The sequence below is a fragment of the Rhizobium grahamii CCGE 502 genome, from assembly GCF_000298315.2.
Lineage (GTDB): Bacteria > Pseudomonadota > Alphaproteobacteria > Rhizobiales > Rhizobiaceae > Rhizobium > Rhizobium grahamii.
On record NZ_AEYE02000005.1, the window covers coordinates 42265 to 61766 of the forward strand.

Annotated in this window: 21 protein-coding genes; 14 read left to right on the forward strand and 7 right to left on the reverse strand. The window is 61.3% G+C overall.

Features of this window, described 5'->3' with window-relative positions:
• Nucleotides 1–11 precede the first annotated feature (11 nt).
• From RGCCGE502_RS04265 to RGCCGE502_RS04275, 3 genes are all read left to right on the forward strand, one after another.
• Nucleotides 12–239 (forward strand): F0F1 ATP synthase subunit C, encoded by a 228-nt coding sequence (locus RGCCGE502_RS04265; protein ID WP_016552934.1) that lies wholly within the window; start codon nucleotides 12–14, stop codon nucleotides 237–239.
• A gap of 78 nt (nucleotides 240–317) precedes the next feature.
• Nucleotides 318–944, forward strand: a complete 627-nt coding sequence (locus RGCCGE502_RS04270; RefSeq protein ID WP_016552935.1) for a F0F1 ATP synthase subunit B — start codon at nucleotides 318–320, stop codon at nucleotides 942–944.
• A gap of 3 nt (nucleotides 945–947) precedes the next feature.
• The gene (locus tag RGCCGE502_RS04275) at nucleotides 948–1439 is read left to right on the forward strand and encodes a F0F1 ATP synthase subunit B (protein WP_016552936.1); all 492 of its coding nucleotides are present in this window, start codon (nucleotides 948–950) and stop codon (nucleotides 1437–1439) included.
• A gap of 81 nt (nucleotides 1440–1520) precedes the next feature.
• On the opposite strand, the gene rnhB is transcribed toward RGCCGE502_RS04275, so the two are convergent.
• Nucleotides 1521–2210, reverse strand: a complete 690-nt coding sequence (rnhB, locus tag RGCCGE502_RS04280) for a ribonuclease HII (protein WP_040673964.1) — start codon at nucleotides 2208–2210, stop codon at nucleotides 1521–1523.
• A gap of 111 nt (nucleotides 2211–2321) precedes the next feature.
• The gene (locus RGCCGE502_RS04285) at nucleotides 2322–3479 is read right to left on the reverse strand and encodes a PA0069 family radical SAM protein (RefSeq protein WP_016552938.1); all 1158 of its coding nucleotides are present in this window, start codon (nucleotides 3477–3479) and stop codon (nucleotides 2322–2324) included.
• 137 nt (nucleotides 3480–3616) lie between these two features.
• Between RGCCGE502_RS04285 and RGCCGE502_RS04290 the strand changes: the two genes are divergently transcribed.
• Entirely contained in the window at nucleotides 3617–4135 is a 519-nt protein-coding gene (locus tag RGCCGE502_RS04290; RefSeq protein WP_016552939.1) for a glycosyltransferase family 2 protein, read from the forward strand.
• A 172-nt stretch (nucleotides 4136–4307) separates the two neighbouring features.
• A complete protein-coding gene (locus RGCCGE502_RS04295; protein WP_016552940.1) occupies nucleotides 4308–4625 on the forward strand; it encodes a hypothetical protein in 318 nt (105 codons plus the stop codon).
• Between the two features lie 30 nt (nucleotides 4626–4655).
• On the opposite strand, the gene moaB is transcribed toward RGCCGE502_RS04295, so the two are convergent.
• The 4 genes from moaB to RGCCGE502_RS04315 form a co-directional block, all read right to left on the reverse strand.
• On the reverse strand, nucleotides 4656–5207 hold the full coding sequence (gene moaB / locus RGCCGE502_RS04300) for a molybdenum cofactor biosynthesis protein B (RefSeq protein ID WP_016552941.1): 552 nt from the start codon (nucleotides 5205–5207) through the stop codon (nucleotides 4656–4658).
• Complete coding sequence (locus RGCCGE502_RS04305; protein WP_016552942.1) at nucleotides 5191–6099, reverse strand: 4-(cytidine 5'-diphospho)-2-C-methyl-D-erythritol kinase; 909 nt, start codon at nucleotides 6097–6099, stop codon at nucleotides 5191–5193. Before RGCCGE502_RS04305 ends, moaB begins: the two co-directional genes overlap by 17 nt.
• A gap of 6 nt (nucleotides 6100–6105) precedes the next feature.
• Nucleotides 6106–7935 (reverse strand): tetratricopeptide repeat protein, encoded by a 1830-nt coding sequence (locus tag RGCCGE502_RS04310; protein WP_016552943.1) that lies wholly within the window; start codon nucleotides 7933–7935, stop codon nucleotides 6106–6108.
• Between the two features lie 129 nt (nucleotides 7936–8064).
• Nucleotides 8065–9081 carry a polyprenyl synthetase family protein gene (locus tag RGCCGE502_RS04315; protein WP_016552944.1) on the reverse strand — a complete coding sequence of 339 codons (1017 nt, stop codon included), beginning with the start codon at nucleotides 9079–9081 and terminating at the stop codon, nucleotides 8065–8067.
• A gap of 108 nt (nucleotides 9082–9189) precedes the next feature.
• Between RGCCGE502_RS04315 and RGCCGE502_RS04320 the strand changes: the two genes are divergently transcribed.
• Together RGCCGE502_RS04320 and RGCCGE502_RS04325 are read left to right on the forward strand one after the other, a co-directional pair.
• Complete coding sequence (locus tag RGCCGE502_RS04320) at nucleotides 9190–9417, forward strand: putative signal transducing protein (protein ID WP_016552945.1); 228 nt, start codon at nucleotides 9190–9192, stop codon at nucleotides 9415–9417.
• A 7-nt stretch (nucleotides 9418–9424) separates the two neighbouring features.
• On the forward strand, nucleotides 9425–10201 hold the full coding sequence (locus RGCCGE502_RS04325) for a tRNA1(Val) (adenine(37)-N6)-methyltransferase (protein WP_016552946.1): 777 nt from the start codon (nucleotides 9425–9427) through the stop codon (nucleotides 10199–10201).
• On the opposite strand, the gene RGCCGE502_RS04330 is transcribed toward RGCCGE502_RS04325, so the two are convergent.
• Nucleotides 10198–11538 carry an Nramp family divalent metal transporter gene (locus RGCCGE502_RS04330; RefSeq protein WP_016552947.1) on the reverse strand — a complete coding sequence of 447 codons (1341 nt, stop codon included), beginning with the start codon at nucleotides 11536–11538 and terminating at the stop codon, nucleotides 10198–10200. The two genes, RGCCGE502_RS04325 and RGCCGE502_RS04330, sit on opposite strands and share 4 nt — an antisense overlap.
• Before the next feature lie 168 nt (nucleotides 11539–11706).
• On the opposite strand from RGCCGE502_RS04330, the gene RGCCGE502_RS04335 reads away from it, so the two are divergent.
• The 7 genes from RGCCGE502_RS04335 to purD all read left to right on the forward strand — a co-directional run bounded on the left by RGCCGE502_RS04335 (nucleotide 11707) and on the right by purD (nucleotide 19436).
• The gene (locus tag RGCCGE502_RS04335; RefSeq protein WP_016552948.1) at nucleotides 11707–12567 is read left to right on the forward strand and encodes a S49 family peptidase; all 861 of its coding nucleotides are present in this window, start codon (nucleotides 11707–11709) and stop codon (nucleotides 12565–12567) included.
• Between the two features lie 19 nt (nucleotides 12568–12586).
• Nucleotides 12587–12781: a hypothetical protein gene (locus RGCCGE502_RS04340; protein WP_016552949.1), complete on the forward strand. Its 195-nt coding sequence runs from the start codon at nucleotides 12587–12589 to the stop codon at nucleotides 12779–12781.
• A gap of 77 nt (nucleotides 12782–12858) precedes the next feature.
• Nucleotides 12859–13818 (forward strand): glycine--tRNA ligase subunit alpha, encoded by a 960-nt coding sequence (locus RGCCGE502_RS04345; protein WP_019279679.1) that lies wholly within the window; start codon nucleotides 12859–12861, stop codon nucleotides 13816–13818.
• 337 nt (nucleotides 13819–14155) lie between these two features.
• Entirely contained in the window at nucleotides 14156–14707 is a 552-nt protein-coding gene (locus RGCCGE502_RS04350; RefSeq protein ID WP_016552951.1) for a LemA family protein, read from the forward strand.
• 92 nt (nucleotides 14708–14799) lie between these two features.
• A complete protein-coding gene (aroA, locus tag RGCCGE502_RS04355) occupies nucleotides 14800–16059 on the forward strand; it encodes a 3-phosphoshikimate 1-carboxyvinyltransferase (protein WP_016552952.1) in 1260 nt (419 codons plus the stop codon).
• Between the two features lie 40 nt (nucleotides 16060–16099).
• On the forward strand, nucleotides 16100–18040 hold the full coding sequence (locus RGCCGE502_RS04360) for a DUF2207 domain-containing protein (protein ID WP_040673981.1): 1941 nt from the start codon (nucleotides 16100–16102) through the stop codon (nucleotides 18038–18040).
• A gap of 124 nt (nucleotides 18041–18164) precedes the next feature.
• On the forward strand, nucleotides 18165–19436 hold the full coding sequence (gene purD, locus RGCCGE502_RS04365; protein WP_016552954.1) for a phosphoribosylamine--glycine ligase: 1272 nt from the start codon (nucleotides 18165–18167) through the stop codon (nucleotides 19434–19436).
• Nucleotides 19437–19502 lie beyond the last annotated feature (66 nt).

Genomic DNA, 19502 nt, shown 5'->3' on the forward strand with positions numbered 1-19502 from the left:
GGAGTGAAAATATGGATCCCATCGCAGCAAAGTACATCGGCGCAGGTCTGGCTTGCCTCGGTATGGCCGGTACGGCTCTCGGCCTCGGCAACATCTTCGGCAGCTACCTGTCCGGCGCGCTGCGCAACCCGTCTGCCGCTGACAGCCAGTTCGGCCGTCTGGTTTTCGGCTTCGCCGTTACGGAAGCTCTGGGCATCTTCTCGCTGCTCGTCGCTCTCCTCCTGCTCTTCGCCGTTTAATACAGGCGCATTGAAGGATCACGGCCTGCAGCCCGCATGCCGTGATCCTTTGCATTTGCAGTACACCTGGAGGTGAGCATGTTTTTTGTGACCCCGGCTTACGCCGAAGAGGCCCCGGCGGGAACCGCAGAAACTGGTGCAGACACGCATGCCGCCCCGGCTGCAGGCGATGTTCACACCGAGACCGGCGTACCAGCCGAGCATCATGGTGGCGGCGTATTCCCGCCTTTCGATTCTTCGACTTACGCATCACAGCTGCTTTGGCTGGCGATTACGTTTGTTGTCTTCTTCGTGCTCATGCAAAAGGTCATCGCACCGCGCATCGGCAATATTCTCGAGCAGCGCCACAGCCGCATCTCGCAGGATCTCGACGAGGCAAGCCGTCTGAAGGCGGAGGCCGACGCCGACGTTGCCGCTTACGAAGCCGAGCTGGCCGCGGCCCGCGCCAAATCAAATTCGATCGGTACTGCAGCCCGCGACGCCGCCAAGCTGAAGGCGGAAGCCGACCGCAAGACCGTCGAAGCAAGCCTGGCTGAAAAGCTGAAGGCTGCCGAAGGCCGCATCGCCGACATCAAGGCGAAGGCATTCGCGGACGTCGGTGCGATCGCTGAAGAAACCGCAACCGCCGTCGTAGAACAGCTGATCGGCACCTCCGCGAAGGCAGATGTTGCCGCTGCGGTTGCAGACATCAAGAAGGGGGCTTGATCGATGGAATTTGCACTCGACGCAACATTCTTCGCATTCGTCGGCCTCGTCCTGTTCCTGGCGCTGGTTGTCTACCTGAAGGTTCCGGGCATGATGGCAAAGTCGCTGGACGACCGTGCCGATCAGATTCGCAATGAGCTGTCGGAAGCCAAGCGTCTGCGTGAAGAGGCCCAGCATCTGCTGGCCGAGTATCAGCGCAAGCGCAAGGAAGCCGAAGCCGAAGCTGCCCACATCGTTGCTGCTGCCGAGCGCGAAGCCGAAATGCTGACCGCTGAAGCCAAGAAGAAGACGGAAGAATTCGTCGCGAACCGTACTGCGGTTTCCGAGCAGAAGATCAAGCAGGCCGAAGCCGACGCGATGAAGGCGGTTCGTTCCGCTGCCGTCGATCTGGCAATCGCCGCTGCCGAGAACGTCCTGGCGAAGAAGGCAGACACGAAGGTTCAGTCCGAGCTCTTCACCGACGCCATCGGTAACGTCAAGAGCCGCCTGAACTAAGGCGAGCATTAGACTTGCTGAAAAGCCCCGCTTTGCGGGGCTTTTTTAGTTATGAAGCTTGGCTGTCGTCACGACGCAGGATCAGTCGATTCCAATATCAATATCAATTTCGACGCCCTGTACTTTCTTCAGCGGACTGAAGGTCATGCGGTGCAGGGAGCACGGACCGTGCTTTTCGATGCCGGCTCGGTGCTGCGCTGTGCCATAGCCCATATGAGCAGCAAAGCCATAAGTGGGAAAAGTACTGTCGGCGCGCGCCATCATGCGGTCGCGCGTCACCTTGGCGACGATGGAGGCCGCTGCGATCGAGACGGAGCGCGCGTCTCCCTTGACGACAGCCTGGCCGGGGCAGAGAAGACCAGGCGGCACATCGAGGCCGTCGGTCAGCACGTAGCTCGCAGGGATCGACAAGCCGCAGATGGCGCGCCGCATGGCGTCCAGGCTCGCCTTGCGGATATCCGTCTCGTCGATGCGCGTCGAGCTCGAGGAGGCGATCGACACCGTTGCAGTCGCGAGGATCTGCGCAAAGAGCTCCTCGCGCTTCTGTGCTGAAAGCTGCTTCGAATCGTTCAAACCATCGGGAATGCGCTTGGGGTCGAGAATGACGGCGGCTGCGACCACGGGGCCAGCAAGAGGACCGCGTCCAGCTTCATCCGCGCCGGCGACCGGCCAGTGACCGGCCTTGCGGGCCTTCAGCTCGAGCCGAAAATCCGGCACGAGGGGGACGTCTTCGAAAAGCATAGGAGAATCGGGTGGCGTGCGACGTTTCATGCGGCTGACCCTCGCACGCCAACCCGATTTCCTGCAAGTCCCCGGATCAGGGCGGCGGGCCGGGGACTTGAGCGCGGAAGGGCAGGGTGACCATCCGCGAAGCTTGAAAAATCAAAGCAGCGAAAGCTGCACGCCGCTCCCATCGGGCGGAACGAAGAGATCGTCCCGCAACGGCATGCTGCGGCGGGTCATGCCGAGCCGTTTCGTCGCCATTTCGAAACGGCGCGCAATCTGCCAGGCGTAAGGCCCAGCGCCCTTCATTCGTTTGCCGAACTCCGCGTCGTAATCCTTGCCGCCGCGCATCGAGCGGACGAGCGACATGACATGCCGGTAGCGGTCTGGATAATTCTGCAGCAGCCAGTCGCGAAATAGCGGCGACACTTCGAGAGGCAGACGCAGGATGACATAGCCCGCCTCGGTAGCACCTGCCGCATGCGCCGAGTCCAGGATGCGCTCGAGCTCATGGTCGTTGAGCGCCGGAATCATCGGGGCAGCCATCACCGATGTCTGGATGCCTGCCTCTGAGAGCGCACGGATGGCTTCCAGCCGACGCGTCGGCGTCGAGGCGCGGGGCTCCATCGTCCGCGCCAGCTTTCGGTCGAGCGTGGTGACCGACAGTGACACACGGACGAGATTCCTCTCCGCCATCGCCGAGAGAATGTCGAGGTCGCGCATGATCATCGCCGACTTGGTGACGATCGACACCGGATGGTTCGCCTTCTCAAGCACCTCGAGGATCTGCCGCATGATGCGCCATTCCTTCTCGATCGGCTGGTAGGGATCGGTGTTGGTGCCGATCGCGATCACGCGCGGCTTATAGCCGGGCTTTGCCAGTTCACGTTCCAGCAGCTTGGCTGCATCCGGCTTCGCAAAGAGCTTGGCTTCAAAGTCGAGACCGGCGGAAAGCCCCATATAGGCGTGCGTTGGCCGCGCGAAGCAGTAGATGCAGCCGTGCTCGCAGCCGCGATAGGGATTGATCGAGCGGTCGAAAGGAATGTCCGGTGACTCGTTGCGGGTGATTGCCGTCCGAGGCTTCTCGATCTGAACCTCGGTCTTGAACGGCGGCAGGTCTTCAAGATTCTGCCAGCCATCATCGATGGCCTCCCGGCGCATAGGTTCGAAACGTCCGCTTGGATTCAATCCCGCCGCACGTCCGCGGCGACGGTCGACATCGATCCGAAAGCCGGCAGATACGATCATCGCATCGGCAATATCTGCCGTATTGGCAGGCGCGAATGCGGCCTGCCCTGCAAGGGACTGCTCGTTCATCGGATTCTCCGCTGGCGAAAGCTTTGCTTCCGTCCGTTTTGATGATTAAATTCCTATCGGCAAAATGAGAACAATGCAAGAACAAAATGAGGAAAGTGCCGCTGGCAAAATTTTGTGCGGCGCTCTATGAATAGGCAATGTTGACTGTTGTACTGGAATGCCAGGATCAGGAACCTGAGCTGGCGCAGACATTATCGGTGTTGGTTGCAGGCGCGGTGGAGGGGCTCGTCAGCGATGTTGTGGTGCTGGACCACGACTCGCGGGATGGGACGTCGAGGGTTGCCGACGCCGCCGGCTGCCGCTTTCATTCGCAGTGGGATATCAAGGATGTCGTGCGCTCGGCGCGGGGCGATTGGCTGCTTTTTGTCGAGCCGGGAGCACGGCCGCAGGCGGGCTGGATCGACGAGCTCGCCGAGTACATGGCTTTGAACAAACTGCCGGCGCGGTTCACCGCCTCGCGCGGATATCGACGCCCCTTCCTGCAGCGCATCGGACGGGCCTCTTCGCCGCTGGAACTTGGACTTCTTCTCCCCAAGAAGCAGGCGGTGGCGACCGCAAGAAGCGGAATGCCTCTTTCCGAATTCGCCAAAGGGCAGAAGCTGCGCAAGCTTTCCAGTGAACTGATTCCGTCCTGGGTCGCGCGCGCCGCCCGATAGCGGTTATCTCCATCTCCGCAATAATGGCGCCCGATACGATTTCGCGCTATAATTCGGTCATGGCGCCGCCCGAGCGCCGCGCTTCGTGACGGTCGACCATGGATGCCGGCAGACGGCAGAACAGGTCAGCGGTTTCCTCTTCTGCCGGTTTTCCGGCAAAAGGAGGTGCGTCATGAAACGCAATATGATCCACGGCCTTGTATCGGCGGTCATATTGGCGACATTGATGATCGCGCATCCGCATTCGGCAGCATCGCAGATGATGCGCAGTTGCGCAGCCCGATCCGAGGTCGTCAATTTTCTCGACAAGAACTTCGGCGAAAGGCTGACGGCAGTCGGCTTGGTCAATCAGAACGCCATGCTCGAGGTCTACGCTGCTCAGAGCGGCACGTGGACGCTGCTCATTACCGATACCAGAGGCATAAGCTGCCTTCTGCTATCGGGCGACAGTTGGGAAACGATGCCTAACCTCCCGGGCATCGGGACATAGAACGGCAGATTGTAGGGCCGGAGGGGTCCCTCAGTTGCCGGCGCCGCGCTTCAGATGCTCGTCGAGGCGCGGCATGATCTCCACGAAGTTGCAGGGCATGTGGCGATAGTCGAGCTGGGATTTCAGGATGCCGTCCCAGGCATCCTTGCAGGCGCCGGGCGAGCCCGGCAGGACGAAGATGAAGGTTGCGTTGGCAACGCCCGCCGTGGCTCTGGACTGAATGGTCGACGTGCCGATCTTGTCGTAGGAGATGCGGTGGAAGACCGCCGAGAAGCCGTCCATCCTCTTCTCGAAAAGCGGCTCCAGAGCCTCCGGCGTAACGTCGCGGCCGGTAAAACCTGTTCCTCCCGTCGTGATCACGACGTCGATGTCGTCTCGCTCCGTCCAGGCCTTGACGCGCGAGGCGATTGCCAGCTGATCATCGGGAACGATCGCACGATCGATCAGCCGGTGGCCTGCCTCCTTGATTCTGGCGGCCAGCGTATCGCCGGAGCGATCATCTGCCAGCGTCCGTGTATCCGAGACCGTCAGCACCGCGATGCCGACGGGAAAGAACGGGCGCGTTTCATCCAGTCCTGGCATCACGACCTCCAGCAATCGTTTCCGTTGCTTCGAAATACCAGCCCGGCCGTTCGCTGTGAAGCACCGCAGCCGCGCCTTGAGCCGCGGCAAGCGACGCAAAAATGCCGTAGCAGGTGGCGCCGGAGCCTGACATTCGAACGAGTGAGGCTCCCTGCGCCCTGAGCATCGCCGAGATCTCGGCGATCTCAGGCAGTATCTCACGCGCGACGGGCTCAAGGTCGTTGCGCATCGCGCCTATCGTCTCCACCCAGCTAGGGCGAGCTGTCATGTCGAGCGGCGGATTGGTCTTTGTCGCCAGCCTACGGAAAACTTCGGGCGTCGATACCCCCTTCAAGGGATTTGCCAATACCATCGCAAAGACCGGCATGTCGTTGACGAGGGTGATTTGCTCGCCGATGCCTCGGGCGACCAGCGGCTGGCTGGCCAGGCACATCGGCACGTCGGCTCCAAGGCGAACGGCGATTGCCTCAACTGTCGCACGGGGGAGTGACGCGTGCCAGAGCCTCATCAGACCGCGAAGTGTCGCCGCGGCATCCGCCGAGCCGCCGCCGATTCCCGACGCAATCGGAAGGTTCTTCTGGAGTTGAATACGGACGCAGGGTGTGCTGCCACCCTCCCGAGCGATCGCGTCGCGCAAAAGATCACGGGCCTTGAGGACAAGATTGTCGTCACGGCTGTCACCAAGCGCTTCGGCGAAGCGCCCGGAAATCTCGAATTCGTCGTGCTCCTCCGGCGTAAACTGCAGCCGGTCTCCATGCCGGGTGAAGGTCACCAGCATATCAAGGAGATGGTATCCATCGGATCTCTGGCCCGTCACATGCAGGGCCAGATTGATCTTTGCCAGAGCGTCCTCGATGACGGTCACGTCATCGCGCAAACTCGCCGTTGGCATCGCCTATCAGGACTTCTTGTCCGTGGGCTTCGGCTCGACGGGCGCCGGGTCCGGCTGCTTTTTGTCGGCTGCCCTTGAGCTGTCGGTATCCTGCGGCAACCCGTTGGCGATCTTTTCCTTGATCTTCGGGATCTCGGCGGCTTCAGGCTCCGAACTCAGCGCACGGTTCCACTGGTAGACGGCTTCGAGTTTGCGCCCGACACGCCAGTAGGCATCGCCCAGATGGTCGTTGATGGTGGCGTCGCCAGCCTTGATCTGGGCGGCCTTCTCCAACTCGTTAACCGCGTCATCGAAGCGGTTCAGTCGGAAGTAGGCCCAACCGAGCGAGTCGATAATGTAGCCGTCATCGGGTCTCAGATCGACGGCCTTCTTGATCATCGCCAGTCCCTCTTCGAGGTTCCGGTTCATGTCGATCCAGGAGTAGCCGAGGTAGTTCAGCACTTGCGGCTGGTCTGGATTGAGCGCCAGAGCCTTGCGGAAATTCGGCTCGGCCTGGTCCCACTTCTTGAGGCGCTCATAGGCGATGCCGCGCTGGAAGAAGACCGTCCATGCACCCCTTCCGGGCAACGGACCGAGGACTTCGACCGCCTTGTCGTAATTGTCGGCCATCGCGGCATAATCCTTCGCATCCGACAGTACGCTGCCGTAAGCGAGATAGCTGCGAATGTCCTTCGGATCGGAGGCAATCAGGCTCTGTAGGTGCTTGCGTGCTTCCTCCACCTTGCCGCCTTGAGCCAGGGCAAGGCCGAGCTGAAGCTCGGAGATACGGCGCATCGGCGACGTTTCCGGCACCTGCTTGTAGAGCGCGATCGCGCGGTCCATCTGCTCCTGCTTCTCGGCAATGCCGCCAAGCATCACAAGCGTGTCAGCGCTGTCCGGATCAAGCGTCTTGGCGGTCTGCAGATAGAGCGAAACGATGTCTTCGGCACCATCGCGGTTCAGCGCGCCGCCAATCGAGAAAAGGACACCGGCGGCTCCCTGCTTGGCCGTCTGAACCTGCTGCTCCTGCTTTTCGCCCTTTTCGATGCTTTGGCGCAACGCATTGAGCGGCGCGTAGTTGGGCAGCAGGTTGTCGCCGACGGAAATCGCGTCGAGCGCCTTTTGCTTGTTGCCCTGCGATGCCTCTAGCCGAGCGAGTGCCATGACGGCGCGCATGAAGGTATCGGGCGCCGTCGCGCCGCCGTCCTTGTCGAGCACGGCATCGTTGAGGTTCTGACGGGCGGCCTTGACGTCGCCGTTCACGATCGCGATTGCCCCGGCATTATAAGACTTGAAGATACCGACCCAATCCGGTCCCTTCATCTTCTGCACCATCGACAGGGCATCCTTGCCACGGCCGGAGCCGACGCGAGCCCAGGCGGCAAGCAGATCGTTCATCATCCGGTCGAGATCGTTCGGTCCGGTATATTTCAGGAGCGATTCAGCCGTCTTGTATTCGCCGCGACGAATGGCATCCATACTGCGCACGATCGTCGTGATGCGCTCGACCGTCGGGTCGCCCTTGAGGTCGTTGGCGTATTTCACGCCGTCCTTGATGTCGCCGTTCAGAAGCAGCGAGATCATCAGCCGCTGGCGGATTTCCGGATTGCCAGGCTCGATCTGCAGCGCCTTCTTGTACAACTCGATCGCCGTCTCGTAATCGTGATCAACGTCGGCAGTCCGGGCAGCCAAAAATGCGCCGGAGAAGCTCGTGACGCTATCCGGATCGAAGATTACTGTGGCGGCATCGTCCTTCTTGGCCGTCTCTTCGGCATTCACGCCGCCGAGCGCTGCCAGCGAGATGACCGCTGCCATGGCTGCGCTCGAAAGAAGACGGATGGCAAGTTTTTGCCGCATTAGAAAACCTCTCTTGTCGGGCAGCCGGCCTCGTCCGACTGCAAATCAGTTGAATTGACTGACTCACAACAGGATGGCTTTTTTGAAGCGGTCCTGCAATAAAATCAGTCCGCGATCAGTGACCGTCGATTAGTTGACGCGCTCGATGCAGAAGTCGATGACTTCCATCAGAGCCGATTTCCATGCCGTGTCGGGAAGCGGTGCGAGCGCATCGCGTGCGATCGTGCCGTAATGAACCGCGCGGGCAATGGTATCGTTCAGCGTGCCATACTTGGTAATCAGGCCAAGCGCCTTTTCGAGATGCTGGTCGCTGCTCTCGCCGCCTTCAATGGCTTGTCGCCAGAAGGCGCGTTCTTCCTCGGTCCCGCGGCGATAGGCGAGGATAACCGGTAGCGTGATCTTGCCTTCGCGGAAGTCGTCGCCGACATTCTTGCCGAGATCGGCTGCCTTGCCGCCGTAATCAAGCGCGTCATCGACGAGCTGGAAGGCAAGGCCGAGGTTCATGCCGTAGGACTTCAGCGCGTTACGCCCGGATTTGCCGGCATCGGCGACGATTGGGCCGACTTCGGCAGCCGCAGCGAACAATGCCGCCGTCTTGGCCCGGATAACGGCAAGGTAGTCGTCTTCCGTCGTTTCCATGTTCTTGGCGACGGAGAGCTGCAGGACTTCGCCTTCGGCGATCACGCAAGCGGCCGCGGAGAGGACGTCCAGCGCATCGAGCGAGCCGACATCGACCATCATACGGAACGCCTGGCCGAGCAGGAAGTCGCCGACGAGCACGCTTGCCTGGTTGCCCCAGATCATGCGGGCCGTGGACTTGCCCCGACGAAGATCGCTTTCATCGACGACGTCGTCATGCAGCAGCGTCGCCGTGTGCATGAACTCGACGGACGTCGCGAGCTTGATGTGGTTCTCGCCCTTGTAGCCGAACAATGCGGCCGATGCCAAAGTCAACATCGGGCGCAGACGCTTGCCGCCGGACGAGATGAGATGGTTGGCCACCTCGGGAATCATCTGGACGTCGGAGCCGGCCTTGGAAAGGATAAGCTGGTTGACCCGCTCCATGTCCGCTTTGGTCAAATCGACCAGCGGCTTGACGGATGCCAGTTTGTTTTTGCTTTCTTCAAGCGGTATGACCACGCCCAACGACCCGGACTCCTGTTAAATTATTGAGTTCGACAATAGAAAGGGGCGATTGGCGCGGCAAGGGGTGAATTGTCGCGTCGCGCAAATTTGAAAGGGATTTTCCCGCAAATGCATGAACTTATTCGCGCCAACGATCCCGTACTGCTTTCCTTCGCGGAAAGTCTGCTGAAGGATGCCGGTATTCACTGCTTCATCGCCGATCAGGGCATGAGCATTCTGGAAGGGTCGCTCGGTATGCTGCCGCGCCGACTCCTTGTCGATGACGAACAAGCCGATCGAGCGCGACGCATTCTGGTGGATGCCGGGCTAGGTGGCGAACTGCGCGCTCCCAAGTGAGTCTATGATGACGGGGAAGATTGCCGAAACCATAGATGCCTTCCATCGCGGGCTCTTCTATGTGCTGCAGCCGAAGGGCAGGGGGCACCGTTCCGGTATGGACGCGATGTTGCTTGCCGCGCTCGTCGCCGACGATCGCCCGATCAAGGTTGCCGATCTCGGCGCCGGCGCCGGCGCTGCCGGCTTGGCCGTGGCGTCGCGTCTGCCGGCAGCCGAAGTCGTGCTTTTCGAACGCTCCGGCGAGATGGCTGACTATGCGCGTCGAAGCATCCTGCTGCGGGAAAATGCACGCGTCGCGGGCCGTGTCGCAGTCGTCGAGGCGGATGTGACCCTGAAAGCGAAGGCGCGCAATGAGGCCGGTCTTGTCGATGAGAGCTTCCACCACGTCATCATGAACCCGCCGTTCAATGACGCCGGCGATCGCCGGACGCCCGATGCGTTGAAGGCAGATGCTCACGCGATGACCGAAGGTCTCTTCGAAAGCTGGGTGCGGACGGCCGGGGCGATCATGATCCCCGGCGGGCAGCTATCGCTCATCGCGCGGCCGGAATCGATTGCCGAGATCATCGATGCCTGCGGACGCCGCTTCGGTGGCATCGAAGTCACCGCGATCCATCCGCGCGAGGGCGAGAACGCCGTGCGCATCCTGGTCACGGCGATAAAAGGGTCGCGCGCGCGGCTTTCGCTGCGCGCGCCACTCATCATGCACGAGGAGGGGACGCATAAATTCTCCCCCTTCGTCGACGATCTCAACAATGGCCGGGCGGCTTATGCCAGGCGCTAGCCGGTCACGAAATCGAACAGCAACTTGACGTTCAGGCCGGCAATCAGGACCGCAATCAAGTAGGCAATGGCGCTCAGCCAGCGGGGAGCGACCAGCGCGCCCATCTTCGCCTTGCTCGCCGTAAACATCACGAGCGGGAAGACGGCGAAGGAAAGCTGGAGGCTGAGCACCACCTGTGTCAGGATCAGCAGTTCCGCTGTGCCCTTGTCCCCGTACCAAATGGTGACGAAGGCGGCCGGAATGATGGCGATCGCACGCGTGATCAGGCGGCGGACCCATGGCTGGAGCCTGATCTTCAGGAAGCCTTCCATGACGATCTGGCCCGCAAGCGTTGCGGTTACGGTCGAATTCAGGCCGCAACAGAGCAGCGCGATGCCGAACAGGGTCGGCGCGATTGCAAGGCCGAGCAACGGCGCAAGCAGCGACGAGGCTTCGCCCAATTCCACGACATCCGTCTTGCCATTGGCATGGAAGGCAGCCGCTGCGAGGATCAGGATCGACGCGTTGATCAGAAGCGCAAAGCACAGCGCGATGGTCGAGTCGATTGTCGCATAGGTCAGCGCCTCGCGCTTCTCCGGTATCGTATGGCCGTATGCGCGCGTCTGGACGATGCCGGAATGCAGATAGAGATTGTGCGGCATCACGGTGGCGCCGAGAATGCCGAGCGCGAGATAAAGCATCTCGGGATTGGAAACGATCTCGGTCGTCGGGAAGAAGCCACGGATCACCGCACCCCATTCCGGATCCGCCAGGAAGATCTGCACGCCGAAGCATACAGCGATGATGCCGAGCAGGGCGATCACAAAGGCTTCCACCCAGCGGAAGCCGATCTTCTGCAGATAGAGAATAAGGAAGACGTCGAGCGAGGTGATAAGCACGCCGAGTTCAAGCGGGATGCCGAACAGTAGGTTGAGGCCGATGGCCGTGCCGATCACTTCGGCAATATCGGTTGCGATAATGGCGATTTCCGCGAAAGCCCACAGCGGCACCGAGACGTATTTCGGATAGGCGTCACGGCAGGCCTGGGCAAGGTCACGGCCGGAGGCGATCGCAAGCCGAGCACAGAGCGATTGCAGGACGATCGCCATCAGGTTGGACAGCAACGCGACGGTCAACAGCGCATAGCCGAACTTCGAACCACCGGCGAGCGAAGTCGCCCAGTTGCCGGGATCCATATAGCCAACGGCGACCATGTAGCCGGGACCGAGGAACGCAGCGACGCGGCGCCAGCGTGAGCCCTGTTTGTGCGTCTGGACCGAACGGTAAACATCGGAAAGCGATGCCTCTTCGCGCTCGTGTCGCCAGCCGGTCTTCGCGTTCGGATTTACGATGTCCATGAGTGTCCGCCTATTTTCGATGCAACCAGTATGTCTGATTGGAATGATAATGCAAGTCATTCGCAACAAGAATTGTGGTTCGCAGATGTTTTCTACGGCAGCCATTGCGTTTGTCGCTCCGTTGCATACATGGAAGACGTTCGCTGATCTTGTCGCAAAGGATGGAAAATGGCCGGATTTTTGAAGAGGTTGCTGCCGAAGCGTTTCCGCAGGGACGGCGTGGTAATCCCCGTCGTCCGGCTTCACGGCCCGATCATGAGCGGTGGAAGCCAATTCCGGCCGACGCTCAATCTGGCCTCCGCCGCGCAGGTGCTCGAAAAGGCCTTCAGCTTCAAGGATGCGCCGGCGGTTGCCATCTCGCTAAATTCTCCCGGCGGCTCTCCGGTTCAATCGCGCCTCGTCTTCAGCCGCATCCGCGACCTTGCGCGTGAAAAGCAGAAGAAGGTTCTTGTCTTCGTCGAGGATGTTGCGGCATCCGGCGGCTACATGATCGCTCTTGCCGGCGACGAGATCATTGCGGACCCCACCTCCATCGTCGGCTCGATCGGCGTCGTCTCCGGCGGCTTCGGCTTTCCGGAACTGCTAAAGAAGATCGGCGTAGAGCGCCGCGTCTATACGGCGGGTGAAAACAAGGTGATCCTCGATCCGTTCCAGCCGGAGAAGGAAAAGGACATTGAATACCTGAAGACCCTTCAGCTGGAGATTCACCAGGTCTTCATCTCCATGGTTCGCGAACGGCGTGCTGGCAAGTTGAAGAACGACGATGTGGTCTTTTCTGGCCTTTTCTGGACCGGCACTCGCGGCCTCGAACTCGGCCTTATCGACGGACTGGGCGACATGCGTCAGGAATTGAAGCGTCGCTATGGGGCGAAAACCAAGCTCGAACTGGTGATGCCAGCGCGCGGTCTTTTCGGGAGGCGCATTCCGGGTATATCGTCAGCCAACCTCGAAGGCGCAGGCGCGGGTCTCGCAACCGGACTCGTCGACGCCGCCGAGGAGAAAGCATTGTGGGGCCGCTACGGGCTCTGAGGGAGCGAAGGCTGGCATCATGCCGCAACTGATAATCATCGTCGTTCTGCTGGTCGGCGCCTGGCTTCTCTATCGCCGCTTTGTCGCCGACGCCCAACGGCTGGCAGCACGATCCCGTCGGGAAGAGAAGGAGCGCCAGACCGGCGCCATCGGCACGCTGGTCAAGGATCCGGTCACGGGCGAATACCATCTGAAGAAGGACGAGGACGAGTAGGGTCGCAAAAGCCTTGACCCGTCTGGCGCGGCGTGGCACCTGTCCGCCCACTTTTGTACGAATTCGGAAGCCGTTTCATGTCTGCAGCAATCCCCGACCACATGAACCCGAAGCGCTCGTTCCAGGCGCTGATCCTTACGCTCCATAACTATTGGGCGGACAAGGGTTGTGCGGTGCTGCAGCCTTACGACATGGAGGTTGGCGCCGGCACGTTCCATCCGGCAACGACGCTTCGTGCGCTCGGCCCAAAGCCATGGAAGGCTGCTTATGTGCAGCCGTCGCGCCGCCCCTCGGACGGCCGTTATGGCGAGAACCCGAACCGCCTGCAGCACTATTACCAGTATCAGGTCCTGCTGAAGCCAAACCCGCCGAACCTGCAGGAACTCTATCTCGGCTCGCTCGCCGCCATCGGCCTCGATCCGCTGCTGCACGACATCCGTTTTGTCGAAGACGACTGGGAAAGCCCGACGCTCGGCGCCTGGGGCCTTGGCTGGGAGTGCTGGTGCGATGGCATGGAAGTGTCGCAGTTCACTTATTTCCAGCAGGTCTGCGGTATCGAATGCTCGCCCGTCGCGGGCGAGTTGACCTATGGCCTCGAGCGTCTGGCGATGTATGTGCAGGGCGTCGACAACGTCTACGACCTGAACTTCAACGGCCGCGAAGGCGACGAGAAGATCAGCTACGGCGATGTCTTCCTACAGGCCGAACAGGAGTATTCACGCCACAATTTCGAATACGCCAACACGGAAATGCTGCATCGCCACTTCATCGATGCCGAAAAGGAATGCCAAGCGCTTCTCGCCGCCGGCGCTCCTGGCGACAGCGATAATCAGAAGCTGCACAAGTGCGTCTTCCCGGCTTATGATCAGTGCATCAAGGCGTCACACGTTTTCAATCTGCTGGATGCGCGCGGCGTCATCTCGGTTACCGAGCGTCAGAGCTACATCCTACGTGTGCGGACGCTGGCGAAGGCCTGCGGTGAGGCCTTCCTGCAGACGGATGCGGGTGGGGTGGACCTGGCGAAAACTGCCGCTTGAAGAGCGGCAGTCAGCGCCGCTCGTCGCTTCTGATCTCGACGCGGCGTTCCACCGGACGCGCCTTGCTCTGGACGAAAAAGTACGTTGCGATGGCCAGTATGTTGAGCAGGAAAATAAACGCGCTCATGGTCTGAATGATCCTTGTCGCAGTTTGCGTATGCACGCTAGTTCAACGTGCAGAGTGAAAATAAGGTTTCGGCCGGTGCGACGGTATCGTGATTTTTCACTACCCCCCGTCCAGTGATTGCCCCGAAAGAGGGCCGGAATGCGGGATGACAATCTGCGGTAACCCGCATAGTCTCTCGACATACTTTCGGTCGTTGCGGGGGATTCGCGAATGTATGTAATTCTTGGCCTTATTGTTCTGGTCGCGCTCTATGCCGTCTTTGTCTACAACGGCCTTGTTCGCGCGCGACAGATGGCCGAGGAAGCCTGGTCCGGCATCGATGTGCAGCTGAAGCGCCGCGCCGACCTGATCCCGAACCTGATCGAGACGGTCAAGGGCTATGCCGCCCACGAGAAGACGACGCTCGAAGAGGTCGTTGCCCTCCGCAATAAGGCGCAATCGGTTCCGACGGGCGACGTCGCCGGCCGCGCCCAGGCGGAAGGTCTGCTCGGCCAGGCGCTCGGGCGCGTCTTGGCGCTGGCCGAAGCCTATCCCGACCTCAAGGCGAACGAGAACTTCCGCGAGTTGCAGACCTCGCTGGAGACGATGGAAAGCGAAATCCAGATGGCGCGCCGTTATTACAATGGCGCCGCCCGTGATCTGAACGTCAAGGTCGAAAGCTTCCCCTCCAACCTTATCGCTGGCCAGTTCGGCTTCCAGAAGCGGGACTATTTCGAGATCACCAACGAAGCGGATCGTGCCGTTCCGACAGTAAAGTTCTGATATCCGCCATTTGCCTTTGCGTAAAAACTGCTATGAGCAGGGCATGATCGCGGCCTGATGTGGCCCTCGCGCAAAGACGGAAAAGACAGGCAATGAGTAAAGACAAGCTCACCATCATCCCGCCGGACAAGCCGCTGACAGGTCGCGCCGTCCCGCCCGGCTCGAAATCGATCACCAACCGCGCGCTGCTCCTGGCAGGCCTCGCCAAGGGCACGAGCCGCCTGACCGGCGCTTTGAAGAGCGATGACACGCGCTATATGGCCGACGCTCTCCGCGCCATGGGTGTCATCATCGAGGAGCCGGATGATACGAGCTTTGTCGTTACGGGCAGCGGCAAGCTGCTGCCGCCGCAGGTGCCGCTTTTCCTCGGCAACGCCGGAACGGCGACGCGCTTCCTCACGGCCGCTGCCGCCCTGGTGGATGGCACCGTCGTCGTCGACGGCGACCAGCACATGCGCAAGCGCCCGATCGGCCCGCTGGTCGATGCACTGCGTTCGCTCGGCATCGACGCGTCGACCGAAACCGGCTGCCCGCCGGTCACCGTCAAGGGCACTGGCCGTTTTGAGGCGAGCCGCATCCAGATCGATGGCGGCCTGTCGAGCCAGTATGTCTCGGCGCTGCTGATGATGGCTGCTGGTGGCGACAAGGCGGTGACGATCGAACTGCTAGGCGAGGACATCGGCGCGCTCGGCTACATCGATCTGACCACAGCGGCGATGCGCGCCTTTGGCGCCAAGGTCGAGAAGACGAGCGCGGTGACCTGGCGCGTCGAGCCGACCGGCTACACGGCAGCCGATTTCGTGGTCGAGCCCGACGCCTCTGCCGCGACCTACCTCTGGGCGGCCGAAGTGCTGACATCGGGCAAGATCGACCTCGGTGTCGCGAATGGCGCGTTCACGCAGCCGGACGCGAAGGCCTATGATCTAATCGCCCAGTTCCCGCATCTTCCAGCCGTTATCGACGGTTCGCAGATGCAGGATGCTGTTCCGACCTTGGCCGTTCTTGCGGCTTTCAACGAGACGCCGGTCCGCTTCGTCGGCATCGCCAATCTGCGCGTCAAGGAATGCGATCGCATCCGCGCCGTCTCGACCGGGCTCAACAACATCCGCCAGGGGCTCGCCGCCGAGGAAGGCGACGATCTGGTTGTCCAGTCCGATCCATCGCTGGTTGGACAACGCCTGCCTGCCAACATCGACACCTTCGCCGACCACCGCATTGCGATGAGCTTTGCGCTCGCCGGCCTGAAGATCGCGGGCATCACGATCCTCGATCCGGACTGCGTCGGTAAAACCTTCCCGGCCTATTGGCGGACGCTATCAGGGCTTGGCGTGACCTATGCCGACGAAGGCTGAGCTTATCTGAAGCGGCCGGGCGCCGCAGGCGAGGGGTATGATGATCCAACGGCTTTCCTGCCTTTGCTTCGTTCTGTTTCTGATGCTTGCGGGGCGTGGCGCCATCGCCGCGGAGGTGATCAACGCCTTCACCTCTGACATCGCGCTTGAGAAGAGCGGTGCGATGACGGTGACGGAGACGATCTCCGTCAATGCCGAAGGCAATCGCATCCGGCGCGGCATCTTCCGTGATTTTCCGTTGACCTATCAGGATGCCGAAGGCCGTCTCCGCCGCGTCGATTTCGACGTCATCTCGGTGAAGCGCGATGGCCGCGACGAGCCATGGCATACCGAGTCCATCAGCGGTGGCATCCGCGTCTACGCCGGCTCGGAAGACGTCACCGTGAGTTATGGCCGCCACGACTACGTCTTCACCTACCGCACCAACCGCCAGATCCGCTACTTCGGCGATCATGACGAACTCTATTGGAATGTAACCGGCAATGGCTGGATCTTCCCAATCCTGACGGCGACGGCCGCGGTAAATCTGCCTGACGGTGTAAATGCGACCGACACGGCTTTCTTCACGGGCCCCCAGGGCGCGACCGACAGGAATGCGAAGGTTTCCGGCGGCGGGGGGCGACTGCTGTTTTCGACCACGCGGTCGCTCAATGCGGGCGAAGGACTGACGATCGCCGTCAAGATGCCGAAGGGGTCGATCAATCCGCCGAGCGCCGACGATGAACGGCGCTGGTGGCTGAGCGACAACCGCGATTACTTCCTTGGCTTCGGCGGGCTCATCCTCGTCTTCCTCTACTATACGCGCTCCTGGCTGAAGGTCGGCCGTGACCCCGCCCGCGGCGTTCTGGTCCCGCGCTGGGATCCGCCCGACGGCATATCGCCGGCGCTGGTGAATTATATCGACAACCGCGGCTTCTCTGGGCAGGGCTGGACGGCGCTGTCGGCAACGGCCCTCAATCTCGCGGTGCGCGGCTTTGTGGTGCTGGAGGACCTCAAGAACGCCATCGTCATCCGCCGCACCGACAAGCCCGTCGGCAAGGAGAAGCTGGAAGCGGGGGAAGCCAGCCTGCTCAACGCAGTGGGAGCCAAGGGTTCGCTGACGATCGATGAGGCTAACGGAACGAAGGTGAAATCGGTGGGCGACAGCTTCCGCACAGCCATCGAGCGCGAGCACCGCGGCAAGTACTACAACGCGAATACCGGCTACACGACGGGCGGCATCGCGCTCAGCGCAGCATCACTGGTGGCCCTTTTCGTCTTCGGAACGCTGGAGCCCGATACGATTGCCTTGATGATCATTCCGATCGTCGTTGTCGTCTTCCTCTCGGTTTTCGTTGCCGGTTTCGCCAAGTCACTCCGTCCGGGCAGATCGCTTGGCGCCAAGATCATGTCCGTGATCGCGATCGCCTTTGCCGTCTTCATCGGCTTCAGCATCGTGTCGTCACTGGCACTGGCGCTGTTCTCCTCGCTGGTCGAACTCCACGAGACGCCGATGCTGTTTGCGATCGGCGGCATCATTCTCCTGAACCTGCTCTACGTCTTCATCATGGGAGCGCCGACCCCGCTCGGTGCCAAGCTGATGGATGGCATCGACGGTCTGCGCCAGTACATGACGCTCGCCGAAAAGGACCGCATGAACATGGCGGGCGCGCCTCAGATGTCGCCTCAGCATTTCGAGAAACTGCTGCCCTATGCCGTCGCGCTCGGCGTCGAGAAGCCGTGGTCGCGCGCCTTCGAGACATGGCTTGCCGCAGCAGCGGCGGGTGCGGCGGCCGCATACGCCCCCTCCTGGTATTCCGGGAATTTCGGCAGCGGCAACTTTTCCGATCGCATCGGCGGCTTCTCCTCATCGATGGCCTCGACGATCGCCTCCACCATTCCGGCACCGCCGTCCAGTTCGTCCTCCGGCTTTTCCGGTGGCGGTTCCTCGGGCGGCTTCTCTGGTGGCGGTGGTGGCGGTGGCGGCGGTGGCGGCTGGTAGGACCCCGCGAAGCAATCCGGCTTGCCCAGCGGTAAGCATTCCTGCTTGACCCGGGCAAGCATTCTCGCTTGACCTTTCGGCGCTCTCCCCTTAACCGCCAGACGGAAACGTGAAAGGGACGGGCATGAAGGTTCTGTTGATCGGATCGGGCGGACGCGAACACGCATTGGCCTGGAAGCTGGCGCAATCGCCTGTCATGACGGAATTCTACGCCGCGCCCGGTAATCCCGGCATTGCCGAGCACGCGACCCTCGTTGCCGTCAATGTCGACGACCATGATGCCGTCATCGACTTCTGCAAAGACAAGGCCATCGACTTCGTCGTCGTCGGCCCGGAAGCGCCGCTCGTCGCTGGCATTGCCGACAAGCTGCGCGCAGAAGGCTTTGCAGTCTTCGGTCCGTCGACAGCAGCAGCCCAGCTCGAGGGCTCGAAGGGCTTCACCAAGGATATCTGCGCCCGCTACGACATTCCGACCGGCGCCTATCAGCGCTTCAACAATGCGCCGAAGGCGAAGGCCTATATCCGCCAGCAGGGCGCCCCGATCGTCGTCAAGGCTGATGGCCTAGCCGCCGGCAAGGGCGTGACCGTCGCCATGACCGTTGATGAGGCGCTTGCAGCCGTCGACGATTGCTTCGAGGGTGCTTTCGGTGCCGCCGGCGCCGAAGTCGTTATCGAAGCCTATCTCGATGGCGAGGAAGCGAGCTTCTTCTGCCTCTGCGACGGCAAGTATGTCCTGCCGCTCGCAACAGCCCAGGATCACAAGCGGGTGGGCGAGGGCGACACCGGCCCGAATACTGGCGGCATGGGCGCCTATTCCCCGGCGCCCGTGATGACCAAAGAAATGGTCGAGCGCACGATGAAGGAAATCATCGAGCCGACGATGCGCGGCATGGCCGAGAGCGGCTATCCCTTCTCCGGCGTCTTCTTCGCCGGCCTGATGATCACCGCCAAGGGCCCCGAGCTTATCGAATACAATGTCCGCTTCGGCGATCCCGAATGCCAGGTTCTGATGATGCGCCTGAAGAGCGATCTGCTGCCGATTCTCCATGCCACCGCGACAGGCACGCTCGATCAGGTGTCCGCCGAATGGACCGAGGATCCCGCCCTGACGGTCGTGATGGCGTCGAAGGGCTATCCTGGCTCCTACGACAAGAACACTCCGATCGCTCATATCCCGGATGCGGGCGAGGGCGCTAAGGTGTTTCATGCCGGTACAGCCCTGAAAGATGGAGCGCTGGTCGCAACCGGTGGCCGCGTCCTCAATGTCACTGCCACAGGCAAGACCGTCGGCGAGGCGCAGGCTCGCGCCTATGCGCTGCTCGACAGTGTCGACTGGGACAACGGCTTCTGCCGCCGCGATATCGGCTGGCGCGCGGTCGAGCGCGAAAAAGCGTGAGCAAACCCGAAATCGGGTCAGTTCTCTAAATTTTTACCCTTTCCCCTGACGGGATGGAAACAAAGC

Coding starts and splice junctions, on each gene's coding strand:
- RGCCGE502_RS04265 (WP_016552934.1), top strand. CDS start 12: ATGGATCCCATCGCAGCAAAGTACATCGGCGCAGGTCTGGCTTGCCTC.
- RGCCGE502_RS04270 (WP_016552935.1), top strand. CDS start 318: ATGTTTTTTGTGACCCCGGCTTACGCCGAAGAGGCCCCGGCGGGAACC.
- RGCCGE502_RS04275 (WP_016552936.1), top strand. CDS start 948: ATGGAATTTGCACTCGACGCAACATTCTTCGCATTCGTCGGCCTCGTC.
- rnhB (WP_040673964.1), bottom strand. CDS start 2,210: ATGAAACGTCGCACGCCACCCGATTCTCCTATGCTTTTCGAAGACGTC.
- RGCCGE502_RS04285 (WP_016552938.1), bottom strand. CDS start 3,479: ATGAACGAGCAGTCCCTTGCAGGGCAGGCCGCATTCGCGCCTGCCAAT.
- RGCCGE502_RS04290 (WP_016552939.1), top strand. CDS start 3,617: ATGTTGACTGTTGTACTGGAATGCCAGGATCAGGAACCTGAGCTGGCG.
- RGCCGE502_RS04295 (WP_016552940.1), top strand. CDS start 4,308: ATGAAACGCAATATGATCCACGGCCTTGTATCGGCGGTCATATTGGCG.
- moaB (WP_016552941.1), bottom strand. CDS start 5,207: ATGCCAGGACTGGATGAAACGCGCCCGTTCTTTCCCGTCGGCATCGCG.
- RGCCGE502_RS04305 (WP_016552942.1), bottom strand. CDS start 6,099: ATGCCAACGGCGAGTTTGCGCGATGACGTGACCGTCATCGAGGACGCT.
- RGCCGE502_RS04310 (WP_016552943.1), bottom strand. CDS start 7,935: ATGCGGCAAAAACTTGCCATCCGTCTTCTTTCGAGCGCAGCCATGGCA.
- RGCCGE502_RS04320 (WP_016552945.1), top strand. CDS start 9,190: ATGCATGAACTTATTCGCGCCAACGATCCCGTACTGCTTTCCTTCGCG.
- RGCCGE502_RS04325 (WP_016552946.1), top strand. CDS start 9,425: ATGACGGGGAAGATTGCCGAAACCATAGATGCCTTCCATCGCGGGCTC.
- RGCCGE502_RS04330 (WP_016552947.1), bottom strand. CDS start 11,538: ATGGACATCGTAAATCCGAACGCGAAGACCGGCTGGCGACACGAGCGC.
- RGCCGE502_RS04335 (WP_016552948.1), top strand. CDS start 11,707: ATGGCCGGATTTTTGAAGAGGTTGCTGCCGAAGCGTTTCCGCAGGGAC.
- RGCCGE502_RS04340 (WP_016552949.1), top strand. CDS start 12,587: ATGCCGCAACTGATAATCATCGTCGTTCTGCTGGTCGGCGCCTGGCTT.
- RGCCGE502_RS04345 (WP_019279679.1), top strand. CDS start 12,859: ATGTCTGCAGCAATCCCCGACCACATGAACCCGAAGCGCTCGTTCCAG.
- RGCCGE502_RS04350 (WP_016552951.1), top strand. CDS start 14,156: ATGTATGTAATTCTTGGCCTTATTGTTCTGGTCGCGCTCTATGCCGTC.
- aroA (WP_016552952.1), top strand. CDS start 14,800: ATGAGTAAAGACAAGCTCACCATCATCCCGCCGGACAAGCCGCTGACA.
- RGCCGE502_RS04360 (WP_040673981.1), top strand. CDS start 16,100: ATGATCCAACGGCTTTCCTGCCTTTGCTTCGTTCTGTTTCTGATGCTT.
- purD (WP_016552954.1), top strand. CDS start 18,165: ATGAAGGTTCTGTTGATCGGATCGGGCGGACGCGAACACGCATTGGCC.